We start from the raw sequence: 21,911 nt of genomic DNA, 5'->3' as shown, positions 1-21,911 counted from the left end.
TCGTAGCGGGCTTGACAAACCGGATGGTCCGACGTTGTATCCGACCCGCTGCACAGTCTCGGCGTCGCGCTATCGTGGCTGCATCGAGGTTGAGTTGGACGAGAGCCGTAGGATTGCTCGTCGGATGACGAGGCTCGCGCCGTATCCGGGGGACGGATGTCATGGAACTCGACCATCGAGTAAGGCGGATCGAGGTTCGACCCGACGCTTCGTCGTGGCGGAATGCGTCCCCTTGCCTCCGATAAGCGTGTGGGAATCGGAGGTCGGGACCTTGGGTCCTGGTCGGCTCGCCGAGTTGAGCGACCGTCCGGGATGTGAAAGCGGTTGTGTCGCAGTGGTGTAACGAATCACCACTGGTGGCGGTATGTCGGTGTCGGCTGGTCTTACCGCTGCTGTGCTGTGAGGATCGAGGGGTATCGGATTCGAGGGTGGAGGTCGAGCGTGAGCTGGGGTCGAACGGTGGTGCGTGCCGCGGTGAGCGCCGTGGTGGGGACGGGATTGGCGGTCGTGGTGAATCTCGCCACCAGCGGCGACTATTCGGCGTGGGTGTGGGGCGCGGTCGTCGTGCTCACGCTGGCCGTGGTCGCGGTGTCGGTGTGGACCGAGACCTCCGCGGCGCCGGAACCGATCCGCGGGATCGATCTGGGCAACGTCAAGGCGCGGAGTTTTCGGGCGAAGAACGTCAAGTCCTCCGGTACCGCGCTGCGGATGCGGCGCGGTCGATTCCGCGAGGGTATCGATATCGAGGACATCGAGTCCGGTCGCGGTGATGCCTCACACCCGTGAACAACTCGCGACAACCCGCATCGGGCCCGACCATCTCGTTCGAGAAGACCTCGGCGCACGGCGCGATCACTGTCACCAACAACTACGGCGGCACGCCCGGGCAGCCGGTGGCGTCGTCGCCGTTGGCGGGTATCGGTGTCGGGGCATCGGGCGTGATCCCGCAGGAACCTGAGCACTACATCGCTCGCGACCAGGTCGGTGAGTTGGAGACCGGGTTGGCCGGGCAGCGGATCGCGGTCGTGGTCACCGGGATGCGCGGAGCAGGAAAAACCCATCTGGCCGCCGCTTACGCCCGCCGGGTCCTCGACCGTCGCGAGGGTTTGGTCGGGTGGATCAACGCCGAGTCCGCCGAATCCCTCTACACCGGGTTGGCCATCCTCGCCGAACGGTTCGGTGCCACCGCACCCAACGGCGACACTCGGGTATCAGTGCGGTTGTTGCGGGACTTGTTGTCCTCGAGCGACGATCGGCATCTGCTGGTGCTCGACAACGCGGGCGATGTCGACCTGCTGCGTGAGGTCCTTCCCGTCCACGGGGGCACCCGGGTCGTGATCACCACGACCGACCACGCCATGACCGCTCTGACCCCGGTCGTGGTCACCGCCGGGGAGGGCTACACCCCCGACCAAGCTCGCACGTATCTGCGGGCCGCTACCAGCATTACCGATCCCGACGGCGAGACCCGACTCTTCGCACAACTCGGTTACCTGCCCTTGGCGTTGGCCGCCGCCGCGACATCGATAGCACCCCCGAACGCGCCACGGTCGACCTATCGGGACTATCTGCGGCGGTTGCGCGAGCAACCTCTGCCCCAGGCTCTGCGGCTGCGCGAAGGACACGAATACCCACTACCGGTGGACCAGGCACTGCTGCTGGCCGTCGACACCGCCCGTGCCTCCACCGGCACACCCGAACTCGACACCGCCATCGCCTGGCTGCTCGGACTATTCGCACTGCTCTCACCCACCGGCATCCGTCGGAGCCTGCTCACTCACCCCGACCCAAGCGTGAACACGCACGTCGACGACGCAATCGTCCACTGCACACAACGCTCGCTGCTGACCTGGTCCACCACCAACGAAACCCTGATCGCCCACCGCCTCACCGCCCGCGTCCTGCTCGAAGACGCCTTCGACCACCACACCACGACAAAACTGCTCACCGACACTCTCGCCATGCTCGCCCCACACCTGTTCGATCGCGGTCAGGCATGGGCGCGGCGGGTTGAGGGCGCGCACTTGGTCGACCAGATCGAAGCCATCCACGACACCGGCCTCCCCGAACTCACCGCGATGACAACTCCCCGACGATGGTTACGGCGATCCCGCCCACAACCCACCCCACTCGCTACTGCGGCGTTAGGCAGTCTCCGATGGGCGGCAACACAATCACGGGTGGCGGTCGACCTGCAACGTGCCATCCCCCTCGCTGAACGACTCCTTCGACTCGCCGAGCAAAACTACGGCATCGACCACACTCAAACCACAATATGCCGCGACGAACTCGCCAACGCCTACCGTTCGGCAGGACGACTCGATGAGGCGATCCCCTTGGTCGAGCGGATCCTCACCGACTTCGAAATGGTCCTGGGCGACGAGCACCCGAACACGCTGATCTTCCGCAATAACCTTGCCTACGCCTACGAGTCGGTGGGGCGATTGGGTGAGGCGATCCCTCTGTTGGAGCGGACCCTCACCGACTCCGAGAGGGTCCTGGGCGACGAGCACCCCGACACCCTGACCTCCCGCAACAATCTCGCTGGCGCCTACCGGTCGGTGGGGCGATTGGGTGAGGCGATCCCCCTCTACGAGCGGACCCTGACCGATCGGCAGCGACTCTTGGGTGACGAGCACCCCGACACCCTGACCTCCCGCAACAATCTCGCTGGCGCCTACGAGTCGGTGGGGCGTTCGGGTGAGGCGATCCTCCTCTACGAGCGGACCCTGACCGATCGGCAGCGGCTCTTGGGTGACGAGCACCCCGACACCCTGACCTCCCGCAACAATCTCGCTGGCGCCTACGAGTCGGTGGGGCGATTGGGTGAGGCGATCCCTCTGTTGGAGCGGACCCTCACCGACTTCGAAAGGGTCCTGGGTGACGAGCACCCCGACACACTGACCTCCTGCAACAACCTTGCCTCCGCCTACGAGTCGGTGGGGCGTTCGGGTGAGGCGATCCCCCTGTTGGAGCGGACCCTGACCGATCGGCGGCGGCTCTTGGGTGACGAGCACCCCGACACCCTGGCCTCCCGCAACAATCTCGCTGGCGCCTACCGGTCGGTGGGGCGATTGGGTGAGGCGATCCCCCTCTACGAGCGGACCCTGACCGATCGGCAGCGGCTCTTGGGTGACGAGCACCCCGACACCCTGACCTCCCGCAACAATCTCGCTGGCGCCTACCGGTCGGTGGGGCGATTGGGTGAGGCGATCCCTCTGTTGGAGCGGACCCTCACCGACTTCGAAAGGGTCCTGGGTGACGAGCACCCCGACACACTGACCTCCCGCAACAACCTCGCCTACACCTACGAATCGGTGGGGCGATTGGACGCGGCGATCCTCCTCTACGAGCGGACCCTCACCGACTGCGAAAGGGCACTGGGCGAAGACCATCCGAAAACCGGTGTGGTGCGTGGCAATCTCGTGGCTGCGCGTGAGCGGAGAGATTCTCGATGAACTGCTTCGGCGCTTCGCCCCGCTTCTGAAGTGGTGTGCTCGACAAGTTCCAGGCGAACCGGCGGTTCTCGCTGGCGCCGTTCGCCGATGTCGATCCGGACGCCTACATCAAGATCGGATTCCTCTCCGGACCCGCCGATCGCGAATTCCCGGCCCTCGAATCCGGAGCCGTCCTGCTAAAGGAGTACCTGGTCACAGGCCCCGAGGGCTGACCGCCGGTCTCGGTCGACCTGTGCAGGCGAACCTGGCGCGGGAGCGAGCCTTCGTGCGGCTGCGCCCGCGCTCGATTCAAGCGGTCGTCCCGCCCGTCCGTTACTCCCGCCCGGCGGAGGTGAAGGACATGTCCGCGTAGCGCGGTCCCGCGACCTCGGCGGCGATGGGTGCCAAGGTGGCCAGTTCCTCCGGTGTCAGCGTCAGTGTCGCGGCGGCGACGTTTTCGGCCAGTCGGGTGCGGCTGCGGGTGCCCGGAATCGGGACTACGGCGAGTCCGTGCACGGCGGCCTGCGCGTGGACCCAAGACAGGGCGACCTGTGCGAGGGTGACGCCGCGGGCTTCGGCGATGGCGCGAAGGGGGGTCAGCAGTGCGGCGTTGTGTTCGGCGTTGTCGCCGGTGAAGCGGGGCATCGCCTTGCGGAAGTCCTTCGCGTCGGACAGGTCGGAGGCGGTGGCGAAGGAGCCGGTGAGGAAACCGCGGCCGAGGGGGGAGTAGGGGACGAAGGTGACGCCGAGTTCGGCGGCGGCGGGTACCGCCGAGTGTTCCACGTCGCGGGAGAACAGGGACCATTCGGACTGGAGGGCCGCGATGGGGTGGATGGCGGCGGCGGCGCGGAGTTCGGCGCCGGTTACCTCGGACAGGCCGAGGGCGCGGACTTTGCCTTCGGTGACCAGTTCGGCCATCGTGCCGATGCTGTCTTCCAGCGGCACCGAGGGGTCGCGGCGGTGCATGTAGTACAGGTCGATGGTGTCGATTCCGAGGCGGCGCAGGCTCGCGTCGACGGCGGCGCGGATGTAGGCCGGTGAGTTGTCGATACCGCGGAAGGCCGGGTCGCCCGCTTTGCGGACGATGGCGAATTTGGTGGCGAGTACCAGGCGGTCGCGGTTGGCGCGCACGAAATCGGAGAGGAATTCCTCGTTGTGGCCTGAGCCGTACACGTCGGCGGTGTCGAACAGGGTGACGCCCAGTTCGAGGGCGCGTTCCAGGGTTGCTTTCGATTCGTCGAGGTCGGAGGGGCCGTAGAACTCGCTCATGCCCATGCAGCCGAGCCCTTGGATTCCCACTTCGATGCCGCTGCCGCCCAGTGCGGTGGTGGGGAGGGTGCCGATCGTCGTCATACCGTGATCCCTTCACTGTCGTGCGTAGCTTGTTCGTCCGTGGGCGCGTCGGATCGGCTTCGATAGATGTCGATCTTGTAGTCGAGCACGGCCACGGTCTGTCGGAGTTCGTCGATCTTGGCGAGTACGTCGGCGCGGGTCTTGCGGAACATCGCGAGCCGCTGCGGCATGGTGTCGTCACCGAGCCGCACCAGTTCCGCGTAGCGGACCATGTCGGCCACCGACATGCCGGTGGTGCGCAGACGACCGATGAGGGTGAGCCATTCGAGGTCGCGGTCGCTGAAGCGCCGTCGGCCCGTGTGGTCGCGGCCGATGTAGTCCATCAATCCGATGCGCTCGTACCACCGCAGCGTGTCGCGGCTCAGTCCCGAGCGTGTCGAGACCTCGCCGATCGAGTACCTCGGCCGTTCGAACTCGTCGTCACGTTCACGAATCGCGATGTCGCCCACTTGCCTTCGCCCTTCTCGTCGAACCTGATCGACGGTAGTCACCTGGAGTGCACTCCAAGCAAGGACAACTTCGCGGGTGACGGCGGCTATTCCGGGCCTACCCTTGTGGTATGGCAGGTAAGAACATCGACCGGATCAGGGCGAAATCGGCCTTGGAGACGGTAAGGGAAAGTCCGGTGATCACCGCGATCGCGGTGGCGCCGTTCGTCGTCGCGCTCGGACTCGTGTGGTGGATATTCGGCGGATTCGCCGCGTTCGTGCTGCTCGTCGTGCTCGGCGCGGTCGTCGTGGTCGGCGGCAAACTCACCCGCTGAGCGAGCTGTGCGCGGCGCGACCTCAGCGCGGGATGTGGAACCGCACGAGCTCGCCGGTGCCTGGATCGATCTGCGTCCACGGCCGGTCGAATTCGAGGACCGCGAGCGCGGAGGTCGGGAACTTGCGGCTGAGTTCGACCGCCTGATCGGAGTCGCGGTTGCCCGCCAGCTCCCAGGCGGTCCAGGGCATGCCCGGCGCGTGTCCGATGACGAGCAGGGTGGCTACGTCGTCGTCGCTGAGCTGGATCAGCTCGATCAGCGATCGCGGCGACGCCTCGTAGATGCCGCGTTCGTAGACCACCGGCGCGCCGACTCCGGTGGCGGCGAGGGTTTCGCGGGTGCGGGTCGCCGTCGAACACCGCACCGCGTCGATCGGTGGTTGCGTCTCGCGCAGCCACGCCCCGGCGAGGCCCGCCTCGCGCAGGCCGCGCGGCGCGAGCGGGCGTTCGTGGTCGGCGACGCCTTCGGGGTAGCCGGATTTGCCGTGCCGCATGAGGATCAGAGTCCGCACCATGGCACTACGGTAGGCGCACGAGCGGCCGATGTCGTGGTAGGGGCTGGCCTGCCGTCGACCGGGTGTGATAAGCGCGATGCCGGACCGGTGCGAGTCTCGCGCCACTCTCGAGGCACACTGAAAGCGGCGTCACACTTCGCGCGCACCCCGTGCGGACGTGACGCCGCTTGTCCACCCGACCCACGAACGGTGGCGTACAGTCCACGCACCTTCTGAGGATTTGCAGAATATGGCCTACGTAATTACGCAGCGTTGTTGCAATGACGCCAGCTGTGTCTCCGAGTGCCCGGTCGATTGCATTCGCCCAACGCCGGATCAGCCGGAGTTCGCCACCACCGAGATGCTCTACATCGATCCGGACACCTGTATCGACTGTGGCGCCTGTGTGGACGCGTGCCCGGTGGAGGCCATCTTCTCCGAGGATGATCTGTCGGCTTCACTGGCCCGGTTCCGCGACATCAACGCCGCCTACTTCCAGCGGCACCCGTTGGAGTCGAATTTCGAGCCGATGACCGCGCCGACGCGTCCGCCCAAGGAGCTCGGCACGCTACGCGTCGCGATCGTCGGGGCGGGCCCGGCGGCCTGTTACGCCGCCGACGAGCTGCTACGCCGCGCCGACGTGGAAGTGGAGCTGTTCGACCGGCTCCCGACCCCGTGGGGCCTGGTGCGCGCAGGCGTCGCCCCGGACCACCCCGGAACCAAGACGGTGTCGAAGCTGTTCGAGTCCGCGTTCCGTCGCGACACGGTCCAGTTCTATCTGAACTGCGAGATCGGCACCCACATCACCCACGAGGAACTTCTGGAGCACCACCACGCGGTGCTGTACGCGGTCGGCGCGTCCAGCGACCGGCGCATGGGCGTGCCCGGCGAGGACCTGCCCGGCAGCCATTCGGCGACGGAGTTCGTGGCCTGGTACAACGGTCACCCCGACTACGCTGACCGGGTGTTCGACCTGTCGGGTGAGCGGGCGGTGATCGTCGGCAACGGCAACGTCGCGCTCGACGTGGCGCGCGTGCTGACCGTCGACCCCGACGTGCTGGCCAAGACCGATATCGCCGACCACGCTCTGGACGCGCTGCGGTCCTCCAACATCCGCGAGGTGGTGATCCTCGGTCGGCGCGGTCCGCTGCAGGCCGCATACACCAGCCCCGAGTTCCTGGCGTTGGCGCACCTGCACGGCATCGACGTGATCGTCGACGGCGCCGATCTGGATCTCGACCACGCCAGTCGCACCCTGCTCGACGATCCCGACGTGGAACCGTCGCTGAAGCTGAAGTACACGCTGGCCGAGGAGTACGCGGGCGCGGCGCGCAATGAGGGCAACAAGCGGATCGTGTTCCGTTACCTGACCTCGCCCACCGCCGTGCACGGCGACGAGCGGGTCGAGTCGATCGAGTTCGTCCACAACGAGCTGTTCGAACGGGACGGTCAGTTGGTGGCCCGCGCCACCGACCGCGTCGAAACCCTGGAGACGGGGTTGGTGTTGCGTTCGATCGGCTACAAGGGTTCGCCGATCCCGGATCTGCCCTTCGACGACGCGCGCGGGGTCGTGCCCAACGAGCACGGGCGTGTCACCGGTGCCGACGGCAGTCCGGTCAGCGGCGTCTACGTCAGCGGCTGGATCAAGCGCGGGCCGCGCGGCGTCATCGGCTCCAACCGTGTCGACTCCGAGGAAACCGTCGAGCACCTCATCGCCGATTTCATCGCGGGTCGCCTGCCGACCCCGACCGCCGACCGGACCGCGCTCAAGACGCTGCTGAACCAGCGTCAGCCGGACCTGGTCGACCGCGAGGGCTGGAAGGCCATCGACACCGCCGAGAAGACCGCGGGCAAGTCCGGCGGACGCCCCCGCGTCAAGATCACCACCCTGGAAGACCTGCTCAAGGCCGCACGCGGCTGACCACACGACGAAACGCGGGCCGGATCGTAGGATCCGGCCCGCGTTCGTGGTATTCCAGAAGCCCTCGACTCAGGGCAGGGGCATGATGCGCACGACCGTGGTCGTCATTCCGCCGACCACGAACCATAGGCGTAGGACCGGTCGGCCCGAACGGTCCCCGGGTTCGTAGCGGCTGCGCACCGTCACGTGTTGGCGGGCCAGCACCGGGGCGACGTATTCGACGACGGCGCGGTGCGGTCCGGCCACCAGTTTCGGATATTCCATGAGGAACTGTTCCACCGCCTGCCAGTAGCAGGCGTTGTTGACGTGGTTGTACTGGTCGATATCGGTGGCGCGCACCGGGAACGGCAGGTCGGTGTCGGATTCCGGCGGCGTGGCGTCGGTGAGGTACGGCCGCCACCGCAGCCGGTGCTCCTGGGTGGTCTGCGCCAGGTACGCGAGTCCTTCGTCGCTGATCCTGGCGGGCATGTTGTTGGTCTCGCTGATATTGATCCAGAAACCCTCGGTCTCGATCAATCCGCCTTTTCCGCTGGTGATGCGCACCCGCATATTGGTCCACCGCGTCGACATGCTCGAACACCACCGCAGCAGGTGCACATCGTCGGGCCACTGGATCGGCCGGATCACGTCGATGACCGTGCGCCGCACGATCCAGGCCGGATCGGTGCGGTGCATCGAGGTCTGATGCAACTGTTCCCAGGCGATATCCTGCAGATACCGGGCGACGCTGTCGAAGCGCAGCCGGTCGTAGGGGTCAACGTCACCAGCCCGGACGGGCCACGTCGAAGCGAAGCCCATGCCCTCCTGGGGAAGCGGGGCCAGTGGCTGATCGAGTGACACTTGTGCTCCTCGCGCTGCACGGTGTGCCGCGGTTTCTTAAGCTGCACCGTCATACGGTGCTGTTCCGAGACGACTTTACGGGGCGTACATCACACCCTCGCGCCGAGCCGTATCTACAGTCCGCCGCGGGTTACACCACCTTTCCGACCTGACCGCGCCGACCGAACGTGAAGCGGCCGACCCGCACGGCATCGGCCCCAACGCCATGGTAAAGCTCGGCGCCGCCCCCGCCGAACACAACCTGACTTTCCCCTGAACAGCGGGCGGGCATCCGCGGGCGACGTGGCGCCGCCGGGAGCGGTAGCCTTGACCAATGGCCACGGGGTCCAGGGTGGGTTCTCGATTCGGACGCTACGAACTGCGCCGGTTGCTCGGCGTCGGCGGTATGGGCGAGGTTTACGAGGCGTACGACACGAGTAAGAGCCGCACCGTCGCGTTGAAGTTGCTCGATGTCGGGCTCGCCAGGGATCCGAGTTATGTGGAGCGATTCCGCCGTGAATCGCATTCGGCGGCGAGACTACAAGAGCCGCATGTCATTCCGGTGCACGACTGGGGTGAGATCGACGGGGTCCTCTTCATCGATATGCGCCTCGTGGTCGGTCAGGATCTCAAGGACCACATTCGTTCGCGCGGTCCGCTGCCGCCCGAGGAGGCGGTCTCGCTACTCGAGCAGATCGCGTCCGCGCTCGACGCCGCGCACGAGGTCGGTCTCGTGCACCGTGACGTCAAGCCCGCGAATATCCTCGTGACCAGGGGTTCGTTCGCGTATCTCGTGGATTTCGGGATCGCCTACTCCGATTCCGACGCGCAGTTGACGGGTACGGGGAGCGCGGTCGGGTCGTTCGCGTACATGGCTCCCGAGCGGTTCGTCGACTCGGATTCGAAGTCCGATCCGACGATCGATATCTACTCGCTGGCCTGTGTGCTGTATCAGAGTCTGACCGGGGAGGTGCCGTTCCCGGCGGAAAGTTTCCCGGTCGCCATCCATTCGCACCAGATGTTGCCGCCGCCGCGCCCGAGCGCGAAGGTTGGCGGGTTGGGCTCGTTCGACGAGGTCGTCGCGCGCGGGATGGCGAAGGACAGCAGGCAGCGGTACCGCACGGCGGGTGAGTTGGCCGCCGCGGCGCGGGCCGCGGTGAGCCGGGTCGGGCACGGGGTCGCGGCGAATGCCGGGCGGGTGGCGCCGACGCTGGTCCGGCCCGCGCAGCCGCAGCCGCAGCTGCCGCCCGCTCCGACGCGGGTGGCGCCGGGGATGGAAGTCTCGCAACCGAATCCGACCTGGCACAGTCCGCTGCGGACGCATCCTTCCGCGCCGTTGCCGCTGCCGCCGCGCAATCCGCCGCCGCGGCGCGGCGGGCAGACGACGCCGATTCTGGCGGGCGCGCTCGGGGCGTCGGTGGTGGTGCTGGTCGCGGTGATCGTGGCGTGGTTCCTGTGGGAGAACTCTCGCCACGACGATTCGCCCGTGTCGGCGATCACGACGTCGGTGTCTTCGGCGGTGGTCGTGGCGCCGACGTCGGTGGTCGTGACGACTCGGCCGACCACCCCTCAGGTCGCGCCGCCGCCCCCGGCGCCGACAACGAGCAAGGAGAGCGTGCCGTCGTTGTCGGGTTCGGTCAGCGGCGCGGATGATCAGGGGTTCATCGGCGGGCCGCGCTGCAATGCCGCGAATCCCGCGTACACGATCGGCCGGACCACGGGTTCGCGGATCGTGGTCTGCCGGACCGGTGTCGGCCGCTACTACTACAAGGGCGTGCGCAACAGCGACAATCTCGGGATCGAACTCGATGATCCGGTGCCGACCGGTGATGGTGGGTTCACCGTGACGAATCGCAAGGACGGCACCCAGTATGTGATCTCGCCGACCGGTCTGACGGTTGTGCAGAACGGCAGAACCGTCGCGAGTGAGACGATGATCGAATTCGCCTCTCGTTGATCGGAGCGGCCGTGCGAGGATCGGTCTATGCGCGGTGCGCCGCCGCGCATAGGTTGATCATGACGCCGTGGACACCGCCGTGGCGTGCAGACGGAGAGGTCATCGCATGCGTGCAGCTCGGATCGCCGAATTGAAGGGCCCGGAAGCGATCGAGGTCGTCGACATCCCGGAACCCGCGGGATTCGACGGTGGCGTCGTCATCGACGTGCACGCGGCGGGCGTCGCGTTCCCCGATGTCCTCATGAGTCGCGGGCTCTACCAGCTCAAGCCGGAGATCCCCTTCGTCGTCGGCGGCGAGATCGCGGGTGTGGTGCGCGAGGCGCCCGAGGGGGCGCACGTGGCGCCGGGCGACCGGGTCGTGGCATTGACCATGCTGGGGAACGCGGCCGCCGAGGTCGCCGTGACACCGGCGGACATGGTGTTCAAGCTACCCGACAACATTCCGCTGGACGCGGGTGCCGGCATCCTCTTCAACGACCTGACCGTGCACTTCTGCCTGCGCACTCGAGGCAGGCTGGCCGAGGGCGAGACCGTGCTCGTGCACGGCGCCGCGGGCGGAATCGGCACCTCGACGCTGCGGATGGCGACCGCGCTCGGGGCGGGCCGGGTGATCGCGGTGGTGAGCACCGAGGAGAAGGCCGAGGTCGCCCGCGCCAACGGCGCCACCGACGTGGTGCGCACCGACGGCTGGCTCGCCGCGGTCAAGGAACTCACCGGCGGGCGCGGTGTCGACATCGTGCTGGACCCGGTCGGCGGCGACCGCTTCACCGACAGCGTGCGCTCGCTGGCCGCGGCGGGCAGGCTGCTCGTGGTCGGCTTCACGGGCGGTGAGATCCCCACCGTGAAGGTGAACCGGCTGCTGCTCAACAATGTCGAGGTGATCGGCGCGGGCTGGGGCGCGTGGGCGATGACGCATCCCGGCTACCTCCAGGAGCAGTGGGCCGAGGTGGAGCCGCTGCTCGCCTCCGGCGCGATCGCACCGCCCGTGCCGGTGCTGTATCCGCTGGAGCGAACCGGGGAAGCGGTGGCCTCACTGGACAATCGCAGCGCCCTCGGCAAGGTCGTCGTCACGGTGCGCTGATTCCGACGCCGATCCGAAGAGTTCGTCACCGCCGCGAGTTACGGTGTGCCCATCATGAAGCTGTCCAATCGGGTCCTGAACCGGACCCTGCTCGCCCGTCAGCACCTGCTCGAGCGCGCCGAGGTGAGCGTGCCCGACATGTGCGCGCACCTGGTCGGGTTGCAGGCGCAGGACGTGCCGCCCCCGTTCGTCGGATTGTGGAGTCGGATGGCCGAATTCGACCCGGCCACGGTGTCGCGCGCGCTGGAAGACCGCACGCTGGTCCGAATCACTCTGATGCGCGGCACCATTCACCTGGTCACCCCGGGCGACGCGCTGCGCATCGCGCCGCACATCCAACCGGAACTGGAGAAGATCCCGTTCCGCAAGGGTTTCAACTTCGGCGCCATGGTCGGACTCGATCCCGACGAGGTGCGCGCGCACGGCGAGGCCGCGCTCGGCGACGAGCCGGTGTCGGCGGCCGAACTGCGCGCGGTGGCGGCCCGGCTGTATCCGGATCGCGACGCGGGCGCGGTGTTGCAGACCTGGCTCTACCAGCTGCCGGTCCTGCAGACCCCGCCGCGCGGCCGGTGGAAGGACAACAGCAGGCCGGTCTGGTCGCGGGTCGAGCCGTGGCTCGGCGCGCCGCTGGAACCGGACTACCCGCTGGCCGAGATCCTGGTCAGGTACCTGCGCGCGTTCGGGCCCGCGAGCACGATGGATATGCAGACCTGGTCGAAGTTCACCGGTATCAAGGCCGCCGTCGACGCGCTGGGCGAGCGGGTGCGCACCTACACCGACGAGCGCGGCCGCACCCTCTACGATCTCGCCGACGCTCCGCTCGCCGATCCCGATGCGCCCGCGCCGGTCCGGTTGCTCGGCTGGTACGACAACGCGGTGCTCTCGCATCAGGACCGCACGCGCATCGTGCCCGACGGCACGGCTCCGCAGTTGCGCGCCTTCGCCACCGCGGTGTCACCGGTGCTGGTCGACGGGTATCTCTCGGGGTACTACAAGGTCTTCCTCGAGGGTTCGGTGGCGCGGCTGCGCGTCGGCCCGACCGTGAAATGGTCGCGCGCCGAACGCGACGAGGTCGCGGCGGAAGCGTCGGCGTTGCTCGACTTCCTGGAAGCGGACCGGGAGCGGAAAGTGGAGATACTCGAGGTCGGGGAGGATCTGCGCCCGGCGTGATCGCGCCGGTGCGGTGCCGCCGCCGGCGTGGTGAGGTGCGGCCGGCGGCCGTGAGGTGGGTGGCCTGAGCCGCGAGGTGTGCGGTCGGGCGTGTTCAGGTGCGCTGTCCGCTTCGGTAGGCGGGCGCCTTGCTGTGGTGGGTCGGGGTCGCGGTGCGCAGCAGCGGCAGGGTGCGCCGGGCCACGACCGTGGACAGCACGACGACGCTGTGCGAGCGCACCACCGCGCCTGCCCGGTCGATGCTGAGCAGCACCGCTTGCAGGCCCGCGTGCGAGTCCGCGCCGATGCGACACAGGACGTCACCGGAGCCGGTGGTCGCGTACGCCTCGAGCACGCCCGCGATGGCCTCGAGTTCGGCGGTGACCAGATCCAGTGCGCCCTGCGCGATCTCGAGCGTCACGAACGCCTGCACGTCGAATCCGGCGGCGGTGATGTCGATCTGCGGATCATAGGAGGCGATCACGCCCGCCGCCTCCATCCGCGCGATCCTGGCCTGCACGGTGGCCCGCGCGACCTTGGTGCGGCGGGACAGTTCGAGAATTCCGGCCTTCTGGTACTCGTGCATCGCGGTGAGGATGGCGAGATCGAGTTCGTCCAATGTCGGCTCGGCCATGATGGGCCTCTCTGTCGCGCGCGGATCCACTTCGGTCCCTGCTAGTCGAATTGTCCAGCATGGAGCGGGGTCCGCCTGCCCGATTCACCACAATGTCCATCCGGGACGGTCGCTGTTGCCCAGCTGCCGACCCGGCGATTTCCTTGGTGTATGACCATCGAACAGGCGCCGGTCGCGGGCGCGTCGCACGGGGTTCTCGGGACTGATCACGCTGACCCGTTTCCCGTCCTCGGCGTGGACGCGCTGGTGTGGGTCGTCGGCAATGCCACGCAGACCGCGCATTTCCTGCGAACGACCTTCGGGATGCGGCTGGAGGCGTACTCGGGACCGGAGACGGGCAATCGCGATCACAAGGCGTTCGTGCTGCGCAGCGGGTCGGCCCGGTTCGTGCTGCGCGGCGCGGTCGACCCGGACAGCGCGCTGGTCGCCCATCACGATCGACACGGCGACGGCGTCGTCGATATCGCGCTCGCGGTGCCCGATGTCGACCGCTGCGTGGCGCACGCCCGCGCGCGGGGCGCGACGATACTGGTCGAACCGTATTCCGCACGTGACGAATTCGGCACGGTGCGGATGGCGGCGCTGGCGACCTACGGCGAGACCAGGCATTCGCTGATCGACCGTTCCCGCTATCACGGGCCGTACCTGCCCGGCTATGTGGCGCGCGCCTCCTCGGGGCGCCCGGCCCGGTTGTTCCAGTCGATAGATCACGTGGTCGGCAATGTGGAGCTCGGGATGATGGAGCACTGGGTCGAGTTCTACCGCCGCGTCATGGGTTTCACGAATATGGCCGAATTCGTCGGCGACGATATCGCGACCGAGTATTCGGCGTTGATGAGCAAGGTGGTCGCGGACGGCAGTCGGCGGGTGAAATTCCCGCTCAACGAACCGGCCGCGGGGCAGCGGCGTTCGCAGATCGACGAATACCTCGAGTTCTATCGCGGGCCGGGTGTCCAGCATGTCGCGCTGGCCACCGCCGACATCCTGACCTGCGTGGACGTATTGCGCCGCACCGGTGTGGAATTCCTCGACACCCCGGACGCGTACTACCGCGATCCCGAACTGCGCGAACGCATCGGTCGGGTCAGGGCGCCGGTCGAGGAATTGCGCCGCCGCGGCATTCTGGTGGACCGGGACGCGGACGGCTATCTGTTGCAGATATTCACGAAACCGATCGGCGATCGCCCGACCGTATTCTTCGAATTGATCGAGCGGCACGGCTCGCTCGGCTTCGGCAAGGGTAATTTCAAGGCGCTGTTCCAGGCGATCGAACGCGAACAGGCGGCGCGCGGCAACCTCTGAGCGCCCGCGCGAGATCGGATCCTCGCGGTCGCCGCGTTCTGGGTAGAGTTCACGGCATGCGGATCATGTCTGCGTTGGTCGCCGGGCTTGCCTGTCTGCTCGCGGTCACCGCATGCGGTGGCAGCGGCGACGACTCGTCGTCGGGGCCGTCGCGTCCGGTGCCCAAGGTCGTGCCGCCCGGTCCGTTCGTCGGCGAATGCGGGCACGTCACCGACGACGAGGTCCGTGATCGCGTCGGGCTCGGACAGGTCTCGCGGGTGTTCAAGAACGCGGTCGGCTGTAACTGGCAGGCCGCCGGTGTCGGTTCGGCGAGTGTGACCTTCGCGTCCTATCGCGGCAGTCCGATCGATCGCGAGCGCGCCTGGGTCACCACGCAGGGCAGGCCGCCGGAGGTGATCAGCGTCGGCGGGCGGCCGGGTTTCGCGGCGCTCGATCCCAGCGGTCAGGTCTGCGACCTCGCGGTGCAACTCGACGACGACTTCTTCGAATGGTCGACCTCCTACGGGATGTACGGCACCATCTCGGGCAATCCGTGTGACCGCAGTCGCGCGCTTGCCGAGTTGACCGTGCAGCGGCTCGGCTGATGGGCGGCGCGGTGCGCGGTGTGCTCGCCTTCGCCGCCGCGGCGGCGGTGGTCGCGGGCACGGCGAGTTGCGGGCAGACCGTCGACGGGAACGCGGTGGCGGTCGGCGCGGGCGGCGGCGGGATCAACACCAATTTCGACAAGTTGCTGCGCGAGTGCGAGGTGGTCTCCGACGACAAGATCGCCGAGACGGCGGGCGGCGCGGGCTCCTATGCCAACGACTCCTTCTTCGGCGCGGTCTGCATGTGGGACCTGGAAGGCTCAGCCACCGGCATGGTGACGTTGAACTGGTACGAGAACGGCAATCTGCGCAACGAGCGGCTCAACAACGACAAGCTCGGCTACTCCACGTCGAGCATCACCGTGCAGGGCGCGTTGGCGCTCGAGGTGCGCAGGCCCAACGATCCCGATTCCTGCGGCGTGAGCGCGAGCGCGGCCGACACGGGCGTCGTCGGGTGGTGGATCAACTACCGTGCGGGTTCCACGCACCCCGATCCGTGCGGCGCGGCGAAGACTCTGGTCGAGATGACCCTCAACCTGGCGCGGTAGACCGGCACGACCGGCGCGGCGTATCGACCCCGCTTTGACCCTGTCTTCATGGCGCGGGTATCGTGGATCGCTGTGCCCGGCAGGATGCGGGCAATTTCATGCTCTGACGTAAGCCAGCGAAAGCGGCCGACCTTCCCGGCATGCCCGAAAGTTGGGAAATGTCCGGCGCGCGACACGCCCGACCTCGGGACGCGAGAAACGTGGTCGGACGTGCACGTGAAGGCTCGATGACAGCGGCATGAACGACGGAACCGGCTGTGGCGAGCGCTCGCGCTCCCACGCGGGGCGCCGTGCCGAACGAACGCAGACATGAAGATCCAGACGCCAGAGATCCAGACGCCAGAGATGGACTAAACAAGGAAAGCCGGTCTATGCCAACCATCAACCAGCTGGTCCGCAAGGGGCGCCGCGACAAGGTCGCCAAGACCAAGACCGCGGCCCTCAAGGGGAGCCCGCAGCGTCGTGGGGTGTGCACCCGCGTGTACACCACGACCCCGAAGAAGCCGAACTCCGCGCTGCGTAAGGTCGCGCGTGTTCGCCTGACCAGCGCGGTCGAGGTCACGGCTTACATCCCGGGCGAGGGCCACAACCTTCAGGAGCACTCGATGGTGCTCGTGCGCGGCGGTCGTGTGAAGGACCTCCCCGGTGTGCGTTACAAGATCATCCGAGGCTCGCTCGACACCCAGGGTGTGAAGAACCGCAAGCAGGCCCGCAGCCGCTACGGCGCGAAGAAGGAGAAGAGCTGATATGCCACGCAAGGGCCCCGCACCCAAGCGTCCGTTGATCAACGACCCGGTCTACGGTTCGCCGCTGGTCACTCAGCTGGTCAACAAGATCCTGCTGGACGGCAAGAAGTCCACCGCCGAGCGCATCGTCTACGGCGCGCTGGAGCAGGCGCGCGAGAAGACCGGCACCGATCCGGTCGTCACCCTCAAGCGCGCGCTGGACAACGTCAAGCCGTCGCTCGAGGTCAAGCCGCGTCGCGTCGGTGGCGCCACCTACCAGGTGCCGGTCGAGGTCCGTCCCGGCCGCGCCAACACCCTCGCGCTGCGCTGGCTGGTCAACTTCTCGCGCGCGCGCAGGGAGAAGACCATGGTCGAGCGTCTGGCCAACGAGTTGCTCGATGCCAGCAACGGCCTCGGCGCTTCGGTCAAGCGGCGTGAGGACACCCACAAGATGGCCGAGTCGAACCGGGCCTTCGCGCACTACCGCTGGTGATGTCGGCCCGGCCGTCGCTCGTGTCGGCGCGGGAAGGCACACGGCAGGCAACTGTCGCGCGGTGGCGGCAGCCAGTCGCCACCGGACAGGCGTCCTGCCTGGTCGAAACAGTCGGAGACGGCACTTTCGTGCGGCTTCCGGCGTTGACATAGTGATGACCCGACAGGGTCTCGTACCCCAAGATCCCACCTAGCGATCTACGACAAGCAGAGCGGGGAAGATTTCCGTGGCACAGGACGTGCTCACCGACCTGAACAAGGTCCGCAACATCGGCATCATGGCCCACATCGATGCCGGTAAGACCACCACTACCGAACGCATCCTCTTCTACACCGGTATCACGTACAAGATCGGTGAGGTCCACGACGGCGCGGCCACCATGGACTGGATGGAGCAGGAGCAGGAGCGTGGCATCACCATCACCTCCGCGGCCACCACCTGCTACTGGAACGACAACCAGATCAACATCATCGACACCCCCGGACACGTCGACTTCACCGTCGAGGTGGAGCGGTCCCTGCGTGTGCTCGACGGTGCGGTCGCCGTCTTCGACGGCAAAGAAGGCGTCGAACCCCAGTCCGAGCAGGTGTGGCGTCAGGCCGACAAGTACGACGTGCCGCGTATCTGCTTCGTCAACAAGATGGACAAGCTCGGTGCGGACTTCTACTTCACCGTCAGGACCATCAAGGAGCGCCTCGGCGCGAAGCCGCTGGTCATCCAGCTGCCGATCGGCGCGGAGGACACCTTCGAGGGCATCGTCGACCTGGTCGAGATGAACGCCAAGGTCTGGAAGGGCGAGACCAAACTCGGCGAGAAGTACGAGGTCCAGGAGATTCCGGCCGATCTGCTGGAGAAGGCCGAGGAGTACCGCGAGGAACTGCTCGAGACCGTCGCCGAATCGGACGAGGACCTGCTCGACAAGTTCGCGGGCGGCGAAGAGCTCACGATCGAGGAGATCAAGGGCGCGATCCGCAAGCTGACGGTCAACTCCGAGCTGTACCCCGTCCTGTGCGGTTCGGCGTTCAAGAACAAGGGCGTGCAGCCCATGCTCGACGCCGTGATCGACTACCTGCCGACCCCGCTCGACGACGGCGGCACCGACGGTCACCTCCCCGGCAACGAGGACCAGGTCCTGCACCGCGACGCGAGCGTCACCGAGCCGTTCGCGGCGCTGGCGTTCAAGATCGCCGTGCACCCGTTCTTCGGCAAGCTGACCTACGTCCGGGTGTACTCGGGCAAGGTCGACTCCGGCGCCCAGGTCATCAACTCGACCAAGGGCAAGAAGGAGCGTCTCGGCAAGCTGTTCCAGATGCACTCCAACAAGGAGAACCCGGTCGGCGAGGCCCAGGCGGGGCACATCTACGCCGTCATCGGCCTGAAGGACACCACCACCGGCGACACCCTGTGCGATCCGCAGAACCAGATCGTGCTGGAGTCCATGACCTTCCCCGACCCGGTCATCGAGGTCTCCATCGAGCCGAAGACCAAGTCCGACCAGGAGAAGCTCGGCACCGCCATCCAGCGTCTCGCCGAAGAGGACCCGACCTTCTCGGTGAAGCTGGACGACCAGACCGGCCAGACCATCATCGGTGGCATGGGCGAGCTGCACCTCGACATCCTCGTCGACCGCATGCGGCGCGAGTTCAAGGTCGAGGCGAACGTAGGCAAGCCGCAGGTGGCCTACCGCGAGACCATCACCAAGCCGGTCGAGAAGCTCGAATTCACCCACAAGAAGCAGACGGGTGGCTCGGGTCAGTTCGCGAAGGTGATCATCGCCATCGAGCCGTTCGTCGGCGAGGACGGCGCGCACTACGAATTCGAGAACAAGGTCACCGGTGGTCGCGTGCCGAGGGAGTACATCCCCTCGGTCGACGCCGGTGCGCAGGACGCCATGCAGTACGGCGTGCTCGCCGGATACCCGCTGGTCAACCTGAAGATGATCCTGCTCGACGGTGCATACCACGACGTCGACTCCTCGGAGATGGCGTTCAAGATCGCCGGCTCGCAGGCGCTGAAGGAAGCGGCTCGCAAGGCCGGTCCGGTGATCCTCGAGCCGCTGATGGCGGTCGAGGTCACCACGCCCGAGGACTACATGGGCGAAGTGATCGGCGACCTGAACTCCCGCCGTGGCCAGATCCAGGCCATGGAGGAACGCAGTGGTGCCCGTGTCGTCAAGGCGCTGGTTCCGCTCTCGGAGATGTTCGGCTACATCGGTGACCTGCGGTCCAAGACCCAGGGCCGGGCCAACTACTCCATGGTGTTCAACTCGTACGCGGAGGTTCCGGCCAACGTGTCGAAGGAGATCATCGCCAAGGCGACCGGCGAATAGGACCTGTACGGGGTCGAGTGTCAGACTTGGCCCCGGACAGCCGGGCGCAAGCACCACCCCGATCCTCGCATCCGCGGGGATAGATTCACGCACTGCTGCACATGCACGCACCAACAAGTCCAGGAGGACCCAAAAGTGGCGAAGGCGAAGTTCGAGCGGACGAAGCCGCACGTCAACATCGGCACCATCGGTCACGTCGACCACGGCAAGACCACGCTGACCGCAGCGATCACCAAGGTGCTGGCTGACAAGTTCCCGGATCTGAACGAGGCGTCGGCCTTCGACCAGATCGACAAGGCGCCGGAGGAGAAGGCTCGTGGTATCACGATCAACATCTCCCACGTCGAGTACCAGACGGAGAAGCGCCACTACGCGCACGTCGACGCCCCTGGCCACGCCGACTACATCAAGAACATGATCACCGGTGCGGCGCAGATGGACGGCGCCATCCTGGTGGTCGCCGCCACCGACGGCCCGATGCCGCAGACCCGCGAGCACGTGCTGCTCGCCCGCCAGGTCGGCGTGCCCTACATCCTGGTCGCGCTGAACAAGTCCGACATGGTCGACGACGAGGAAATCCTCGAGCTCGTCGAGATGGAGGTCCGCGAGCTGCTGGCTTCGCAGGAGTTCGACGAGGACGCGCCGGTCGTGCGGGTCTCCGGTCTGAAGGCGCTCGAGGGCGACCCGAAGTGGACCGAGTCGGTGCTGGAACTGATGGCCGCGGTCGACGAGTCCATCCCGGACCCGGTCCGCGAGACCGACAAGCCGTTCCTGATGCCGGTGGAGGACGTGTTCACCATCACCGGTCGTGGCACCGTCGTCACCGGTCGCGTCGAGCGTGGCGTGATCAACGTGAACGAGGAAGTCGAGATCGTCGGCATCCGCCCGGACAAGACCAAGACCACGGTCACCGGCATCGAGATGTTCCGCAAGCTGCTCGACCAGGGCCAGGCGGGCGACAACGTCGGTCTGCTGGTTCGCGGTATCAAGCGTGAGGACGTGGAGCGCGGCCAGGTCGTCGTGAAGCCGGGCACCACCACCCCGCACACCGAGTTCGAGGGCCAGGCGTACATCCTGTCGAAGGACGAGGGCGGCCGCCACACCCCGTTCTTCAACAACTACCGTCCGCAGTTCTACTTCCGTACCACCGACGTGACCGGCGTCGTTACCCTCCCCGAGGGCACCGAGATGGTCATGCCGGGCGACAACACCGAGATGCTGGTCAAGCTGATCCAGCCGGTCGCCATGGACGAGGGCCTGCGCTTCGCGATCCGCGAAGGTGGCCGCACCGTCGGTGCCGGTCGCGTCACCAAGATCATCAAGTGATTCCCTGAATCACCCGATCAACCGAACGGCGTCACCCCGAGGGGTGGCGCCGCTCGGCGTTCCGGGTACCGGGCGAAGGTTCGGGTCATAGCGTTGGGCAAACAGTGACATCCGAGGTAGTGTGGATGTTATGGGTGCGGCCTACGATGTTGTTCCGTTCAGTGATTTACTGCACAAGCCTGCTGTTACCACTCGACTGCTCGAGCGGGCGCGAGCTATTCGGCTGCGTCGGCGCGATGCAGATGATTTGGCGCTCATGCGAATCGCGCAGTTGGATGCCGAAGGTGTTGTCGTGGATTTCACCGCCCGCCTGCTTGCGGGGCTCGTGCGGAATCTGGGGATCGAGGCGGTCCGTGACGCGCTCCCCGATGCCGTACCGTGGGTGACCTTTCTGCCGCCCGCTGATCGCGATCAGTTCCTTGTCGAGCTGGTGGAGGTGGCGCGCGGTGCGGCGGCTCTGGAGAATCTCGGTCCGCTGGCTACATTGTTGTCCCAATGGCGGCACACCGCTGAAATTCACGCGGACCCAGAACTTCTCGCGATCTTGACCCGTGAACCAGAAGGTGATCTCGGAGCTGTGCCTCGCCCTGGAACGGAGGATTTCTCCGAATGAGCCCGAAGCGTGGCGATCGTGTCGCGCCGCCTGCGGTGGGTGACGAGTACGAACTTCGTTTCGCTACGACGGAAGCCTGCAACGGCTGGGATCAGTTGGCGAAACAGGCTGGTCCGAATACGCGTCGCGCTTTTGATGCGATTCGAGCGAGTCCACGGGGAGTTGGGAATTCGGATAGGCAGCATCGCCTGAAGGGAGTGCTGGGATCGGCCACCTGGAAAGGGTGCGTGGTCGAGCGCTGGCAGTACGAGGTCACCGGCGGTGGGCGCATCTGGTACTTGATCGATGACGAGCGTCGCACCGCATGGATTACTTACGCAGGTGCGGGGCATCCGAAATCGACCGAATAGCATTGTGTGGTAACGGAAGCGGGTGGGGCCGAAT

At 66.7% G+C, this 21,911-nt stretch carries 22 protein-coding genes; 17 read left to right on the top strand and 5 right to left on the bottom strand.

The genetic code is table 11. The features are described 5' to 3' along the window. The first annotated feature begins 441 nt into the window (after positions 1-441). From IT779_RS32385 to IT779_RS32375, 3 genes are read left to right on the top strand one after another with little or no spacing between them, the layout of a single operon-like run. A complete protein-coding gene (locus IT779_RS32385) occupies positions 442-786 on the top strand; it encodes a hypothetical protein (RefSeq protein ID WP_196153283.1) in 345 nt (114 codons plus the stop codon). Continuing rightward, positions 783-3,458 carry a tetratricopeptide repeat protein gene (locus IT779_RS38950; protein WP_198429179.1) on the top strand — a complete coding sequence of 892 codons (2,676 nt, stop codon included), beginning with the start codon at positions 783-785 and terminating at the stop codon, positions 3,456-3,458. The genes IT779_RS32385 and IT779_RS38950 overlap by 4 nt, the downstream gene beginning before the upstream one ends. 35 nt (positions 3,459-3,493) lie before the next feature. Continuing rightward, a complete protein-coding gene (locus tag IT779_RS32375; RefSeq protein ID WP_196153282.1) occupies positions 3,494-3,670 on the top strand; it encodes a hypothetical protein in 177 nt (58 codons plus the stop codon). A 100-nt stretch (positions 3,671-3,770) separates the two neighbouring features. Here IT779_RS32375 and IT779_RS32370 read toward each other — a convergent pair whose 3' ends face one another. Both IT779_RS32370 and IT779_RS38640 read right to left on the bottom strand, forming a co-directional pair. Beyond that, entirely contained in the window at positions 3,771-4,790 is a 1,020-nt protein-coding gene (locus IT779_RS32370) for an aldo/keto reductase (protein ID WP_196153281.1), read from the bottom strand. Next, on the bottom strand, positions 4,787-5,239 hold the full coding sequence (locus IT779_RS38640; RefSeq protein WP_196153280.1) for a MerR family transcriptional regulator: 453 nt from the start codon (positions 5,237-5,239) through the stop codon (positions 4,787-4,789). The genes IT779_RS32370 and IT779_RS38640 overlap by 4 nt, the downstream gene beginning before the upstream one ends. Positions 5,240-5,349: 110 nt before the next feature. Between IT779_RS38640 and IT779_RS32360 the strand changes: the two genes are divergently transcribed. Then, positions 5,350-5,553, top strand: a complete 204-nt coding sequence (locus IT779_RS32360) for a hypothetical protein (protein WP_196153279.1) — start codon at positions 5,350-5,352, stop codon at positions 5,551-5,553. A 22-nt stretch (positions 5,554-5,575) separates the two neighbouring features. Here the strand turns inward: IT779_RS32360 and IT779_RS32355 are convergent, their stop codons facing one another. Continuing rightward, a complete protein-coding gene (locus IT779_RS32355; protein WP_196153278.1) occupies positions 5,576-6,067 on the bottom strand; it encodes a SixA phosphatase family protein in 492 nt (163 codons plus the stop codon). A 229-nt stretch (positions 6,068-6,296) separates the two neighbouring features. On the opposite strand from IT779_RS32355, the gene IT779_RS32350 reads away from it, so the two are divergent. Beyond that, positions 6,297-7,967 (top strand): FAD-dependent oxidoreductase, encoded by a 1,671-nt coding sequence (locus IT779_RS32350; protein ID WP_196153301.1) that lies wholly within the window; start codon positions 6,297-6,299, stop codon positions 7,965-7,967. 69 nt (positions 7,968-8,036) lie between these two features. Here the strand turns inward: IT779_RS32350 and IT779_RS32345 are convergent, their stop codons facing one another. Then, complete coding sequence (locus IT779_RS32345; RefSeq protein WP_196153277.1) at positions 8,037-8,807, bottom strand: acyl-[acyl-carrier-protein] thioesterase; 771 nt, start codon at positions 8,805-8,807, stop codon at positions 8,037-8,039. A gap of 313 nt (positions 8,808-9,120) precedes the next feature. Here IT779_RS32345 and IT779_RS32340 point away from each other — a divergent pair, with 313 nt between their 5' ends. From IT779_RS32340 to IT779_RS32330, 3 genes are all read left to right on the top strand, one after another. Next, complete coding sequence (locus IT779_RS32340; protein WP_196153276.1) at positions 9,121-10,743, top strand: serine/threonine-protein kinase; 1,623 nt, start codon at positions 9,121-9,123, stop codon at positions 10,741-10,743. A 106-nt stretch (positions 10,744-10,849) separates the two neighbouring features. After that, complete coding sequence (locus IT779_RS32335) at positions 10,850-11,824, top strand: NADPH:quinone oxidoreductase family protein (RefSeq protein ID WP_196153275.1); 975 nt, start codon at positions 10,850-10,852, stop codon at positions 11,822-11,824. Positions 11,825-11,878: 54 nt separating this feature from the next. Then, positions 11,879-12,994 carry a winged helix DNA-binding domain-containing protein gene (locus tag IT779_RS32330; protein WP_196153274.1) on the top strand — a complete coding sequence of 372 codons (1,116 nt, stop codon included), beginning with the start codon at positions 11,879-11,881 and terminating at the stop codon, positions 12,992-12,994. Between the two features lie 94 nt (positions 12,995-13,088). Here IT779_RS32330 and IT779_RS32325 read toward each other — a convergent pair whose 3' ends face one another. Continuing rightward, positions 13,089-13,607, bottom strand: a complete 519-nt coding sequence (locus IT779_RS32325; RefSeq protein ID WP_196153273.1) for an Lrp/AsnC family transcriptional regulator — start codon at positions 13,605-13,607, stop codon at positions 13,089-13,091. Positions 13,608-13,757: 150 nt separating this feature from the next. Between IT779_RS32325 and hppD the strand changes: the two genes are divergently transcribed. From hppD to IT779_RS32280, 9 genes are all read left to right on the top strand, one after another. Next, positions 13,758-14,909, top strand: a complete 1,152-nt coding sequence (gene hppD, locus IT779_RS32320) for a 4-hydroxyphenylpyruvate dioxygenase (RefSeq protein ID WP_196153272.1) — start codon at positions 13,758-13,760, stop codon at positions 14,907-14,909. A gap of 56 nt (positions 14,910-14,965) precedes the next feature. Further along, complete coding sequence (locus tag IT779_RS32315; RefSeq protein WP_196153271.1) at positions 14,966-15,493, top strand: DUF3558 domain-containing protein; 528 nt, start codon at positions 14,966-14,968, stop codon at positions 15,491-15,493. Beyond that, positions 15,493-16,041, top strand: a complete 549-nt coding sequence (locus IT779_RS32310) for a DUF3558 domain-containing protein (RefSeq protein ID WP_196153270.1) — start codon at positions 15,493-15,495, stop codon at positions 16,039-16,041. The genes IT779_RS32315 and IT779_RS32310 overlap by 1 nt, the downstream gene beginning before the upstream one ends. A 371-nt stretch (positions 16,042-16,412) precedes the next feature. After that, on the top strand, positions 16,413-16,787 hold the full coding sequence (gene rpsL, locus IT779_RS32305; RefSeq protein ID WP_014353064.1) for a 30S ribosomal protein S12: 375 nt from the start codon (positions 16,413-16,415) through the stop codon (positions 16,785-16,787). A gap of 1 nt (position 16,788) precedes the next feature. Continuing rightward, positions 16,789-17,259 (top strand): 30S ribosomal protein S7, encoded by a 471-nt coding sequence (rpsG, locus tag IT779_RS32300; protein WP_014353063.1) that lies wholly within the window; start codon positions 16,789-16,791, stop codon positions 17,257-17,259. A 226-nt stretch (positions 17,260-17,485) separates the two neighbouring features. Continuing rightward, positions 17,486-19,588: an elongation factor G gene (fusA, locus tag IT779_RS32295; protein WP_196153269.1), complete on the top strand. Its 2,103-nt coding sequence runs from the start codon at positions 17,486-17,488 to the stop codon at positions 19,586-19,588. A gap of 135 nt (positions 19,589-19,723) precedes the next feature. Then, entirely contained in the window at positions 19,724-20,914 is a 1,191-nt protein-coding gene (gene tuf, locus IT779_RS32290; protein WP_196153268.1) for an elongation factor Tu, read from the top strand. Positions 20,915-21,044: 130 nt separating this feature from the next. Then, positions 21,045-21,527, top strand: coding sequence for a hypothetical protein (locus IT779_RS32285; protein WP_196153267.1), 483 nt, complete (start codon positions 21,045-21,047; stop codon positions 21,525-21,527). Then, on the top strand, positions 21,524-21,877 hold the full coding sequence (locus tag IT779_RS32280; RefSeq protein WP_196153266.1) for a hypothetical protein: 354 nt from the start codon (positions 21,524-21,526) through the stop codon (positions 21,875-21,877). Before IT779_RS32285 ends, IT779_RS32280 begins: the two co-directional genes overlap by 4 nt. The last annotated feature ends 34 nt before the right edge of the window (positions 21,878-21,911 follow it).

The sequence above is a fragment of the Nocardia bovistercoris genome, assembly GCF_015674855.1.
GTDB lineage: Bacteria > Actinomycetota > Actinomycetes > Mycobacteriales > Mycobacteriaceae > Nocardia > Nocardia bovistercoris.
Note: the sequence above shows the minus strand (reverse complement) of the source record. Positions and strands in the feature narration are given on the sequence as shown.